The sequence below is a fragment of the Roseicyclus sp. genome (assembly GCF_052168335.1).
Classification (GTDB): Bacteria; Pseudomonadota; Alphaproteobacteria; order Rhodobacterales; family Rhodobacteraceae; genus Roseibacterium.
Genome location: NZ_JBQLZP010000267.1, coordinates 1 through 3,095, shown reverse-complemented (window position 1 = coordinate 3,095; position 3,095 = coordinate 1). Strand labels below are relative to the sequence as shown.

Genomic DNA, 3,095 nt, shown 5'->3' with positions numbered 1-3,095 from the left:
ACCCCAACGCCAAGCCGCCCGGCCGGATCTGGGTGCCCGAGCGCGGCGGCGACGTCTGGGACGCCATCGCCGCCCGGCTCGAGGCCTTCCTGCCCGAGGGCTGGGTGCCGCAGGCGGAGGAGGGGCCGCCGCCGCCCCAGGGCACCGAGGTGGTGAACGCCGCCATCGACATGCTGACCGAGTATCTCCGCCGCACCCGCCTCGCCGCCGATCCGCCCGACGTGATGATCGACGTGGACCTCCGCGCGCTGTCGGTCATGTCCTTCCACGAGGCGGAGGCCGCGATCGCGGCGGGGCGCAAGGCCGTGGCCGACTGCGCGGAGCGGATCGCCGAGGCGGTCGCGGGCTAGCGCGAAACCTTCAGCGCCCCGAGCCCGTGGAAATGGTAGATGTCGGCATAGCGCGGCGCCTCCGCCAGCCGGAGCTCGGGCCAGCGCGCGAAGAGGATCGGCAGCGCGATCTGCAGTTCCAGCCGCGCGAGCGGCGCACCGACGCAGAAGTGCAGCCCCGCCCCGAAGGCGAGGTTGGCGGGCCCGTCGCTCCGGTCCGGGCGGAAGAGGCCCGCCTCCGCGTACTCGGCCTCGTCCCGGCCCGCCGAGGCGAGGAGGAGCCCCACCTCGTCGCCGCGCCGGAAGGTGTGCCCGAAGAGCTCCACTTCCTCGTAGGCCCAGCGGGTGAACAGGTGAAGCGGCGGGTCGTGGCGCAGCACCTCCTCGACGAAGCGCTCGGGATGCGCCGGCCGCGCGCCGGTCTCGAGCGCCAGCTTCACCGCGTTGCCGAGCGTGTGGACGGTGGCCTCGTGGCCCGCGTTCAGCAGCAGGATGCAGGTCGTGATCATCTCGTCGGTGGTGAGGCGTTCGCCTTCCTGTTCGGCGGCGATGAGCGCCGAGATCAGGTCGTCGCGCGGATCGCCCCTGCGGCGGTCGATGTAGCCCCGCATGAAGGCGACGAACTCCTCGGTGGCGGCGACGGCGGCGTCCTCCTGCGCGCGGCTGCGGCCCGCCTGGTACATCATGACCATCGCGTTCGACCAGCGCAGGAGCTCGTCCGCCATGCTCTCGGGCACGCCGAGGAGGCGGGCGATCACGATGACGGGGATCGGCCGGCAGAAGGCGTCGAGGAGGTCGAAGGGCCCCTCGGGGAAGGCCTCGGCCAGGTCGTGGGCCAGCGCCTCGATCTCGGGCGCCATCGCCCTGATGCGGCGCGACGTGAAGGCGCGCAGGACGAGCCCCCGGAGCCGGGTGTGGCGCGGCGGCTCGAGCTCGAGCATCGAGTGCGCCTCGACCGCGTAGAAGGGCGCGAGATGGGCGGGGATGTCGCGGGGGCTGACGGGTTCGCGCCCGAAGCGGCGGTCGCGCAGGATCGCGTTGACCGCCGCGTGGGTCGTGGCCATCGGCATCCCGTAGTCCTGCCAGAGGACCAGCGGCCCGGCGGCGCGGGCGCGGGCGTAGAACGGGTAGGGGTCCTGCACGAAGGCGGGATCGGTCGGGGCCTGGGCGAGCGTTTCCATGCCGCTCTTCTGGCAGGCCGTCGCGCCCTTGGCAAAGGGCGGAATGCGTATTTGGGAGAAAGATGAAGGAGGGGGCGCGCGGGCGTTTCGCGCCCCCGTTCCGTCAGTCGGCGCCGCGCACCGGGATCGCCACGTCGGGGCGCGGGTTGAAGAGCTTCTGGATCGCGTAGACCCCCGCCGCGATGGCGATGCCCGCGAGGTCGGTCCACAGCCCGCCCTCGATCATGAGGAGCGCCGCGAAGACCAGCGCGATGCGCAGGAACCAGGCCGCGCGCCCGCCGATGAACCAGCCCTGCACCCCCGCCGAGAGGAGCGCCACGCCGAGCGTCGCGGTGATCCCGGCGCGGATCACCTCGAACCAGGTGCCGTCCATCAGGAGCGCGCCGTTGTAGAAGAACATGAAGGGCACGATGAAGGCCGCGATCCCGATCTTGAAGGAGGCGACCGAGGTCTCCATCGGGTTCGCGCCCGAGATGCCGGCGGCGGCGTAGCTCGCCAGCGCCACGGGCGGCGTGATGGCCGAGACGACGGCGAAGTAGAAGACGAAGAAATGCGCCGTCAGCGTCGGGATGCCGAGCTGCACGAGGCCCGGCGCCACGACCGAGGCCGCGACCGCGTAGGCCGCCGTCGTGGGCATGCCCATGCCGAGCAGGATCGCGATGCACATGGCGAAGAACAGCGCGAGAAGCTGGCTGACGCCGGCGAGGTCGAGCAGCACGTTCGAGAAGCGCGCGCCGACGCCCGTGAGCGAGATGACGCCCACGATGATCCCCGCGCAGGCGCAGACCGCGATGATCTGGATCGACATGACGCCCGCGATCTCGAAGGCCTTGACGATGGAGCGGAGACCCATGCGGTAGGGCGTGAGCCAGGACACCACGGCCGCCGCCACGGTGGCGAGCGTGCCCGCCCGGATCACCGAGTAGCCCTGGAAGAGCGCCACGATCAGGATGATGATCGGGATGAAGAGGTAGACCTGCCGGATCATCCTGGCGAACTTCGGCAGCTCGTCCTCGCGCATGCCGCGCATCCCGAGCTTGGCCGCCTCGAAGTCGACCATGAAGTAGATCGAGGCGAAGTAGAGGATCGCGGGCACGATCGCGGCGATGGCGATCTCCTGGTAGGGAATGCCGGTGATCTCGGCCATGATGAAGGCGCCGGCGCCCATGATCGGCGGCATGATCTGCCCGCCCGTCGAGGCCGCGGCCTCGATCGCGCCCGCGGTCTTGCGGTGATAGCCCACCTTCTTCATCAGCGGGATGGTGAGCGAGCCGGTGGCGACCACGTTGCCCGCGCTCGTGCCGTTGATCATGCCCATGAGGCCGGAGGCGAAGATCGCCACCTTGGCCGGGCCGCCGCGCGCGCGCCCCGCCGCGGCGAAGGCGAAGTTCACGAAGTAGTCGCCGACCTTCGAGGCCTGCAGGAAGGCCGCGAAGATGATGAAGAGGATGATGTAGGTCGAGGAGACCGCGGTGGTCGGCCCGAGGATGCCCACGTCCGAGTAGACCGTGCCGAAGAAGCGCTGCCAGGTATAGGGCACCTCGACGCGCAGGACGCCCGGCAGGAGGTGCGCGGTGAAGGTGTA

Annotated in this window: 3 protein-coding genes; 1 reads left to right on the top strand and 2 read right to left on the bottom strand. The window is 70.9% G+C overall.

The window, feature by feature from the left end; all coding sequences use genetic code 11:
* Window positions 1–350 (top strand): hypothetical protein (locus ACTS11_RS08085; RefSeq protein ID WP_442639815.1); only part of this gene is annotated, 350 nt, incomplete at its 5' end.
* Here ACTS11_RS08085 and ACTS11_RS08080 read toward each other — a convergent pair.
* A complete protein-coding gene (locus tag ACTS11_RS08080; RefSeq protein WP_442639814.1) occupies window positions 347–1,510 on the bottom strand; it encodes a cytochrome P450 in 1,164 nt (387 codons plus the stop codon). The genes ACTS11_RS08085 and ACTS11_RS08080 overlap by 4 nt on opposite strands.
* A 103-nt stretch (window positions 1,511–1,613) precedes the next feature.
* Window positions 1,614–3,095: TRAP transporter permease (locus ACTS11_RS08075; RefSeq protein WP_442639813.1), on the bottom strand; the 1,482-nt coding region annotated here is incomplete at its 5' end.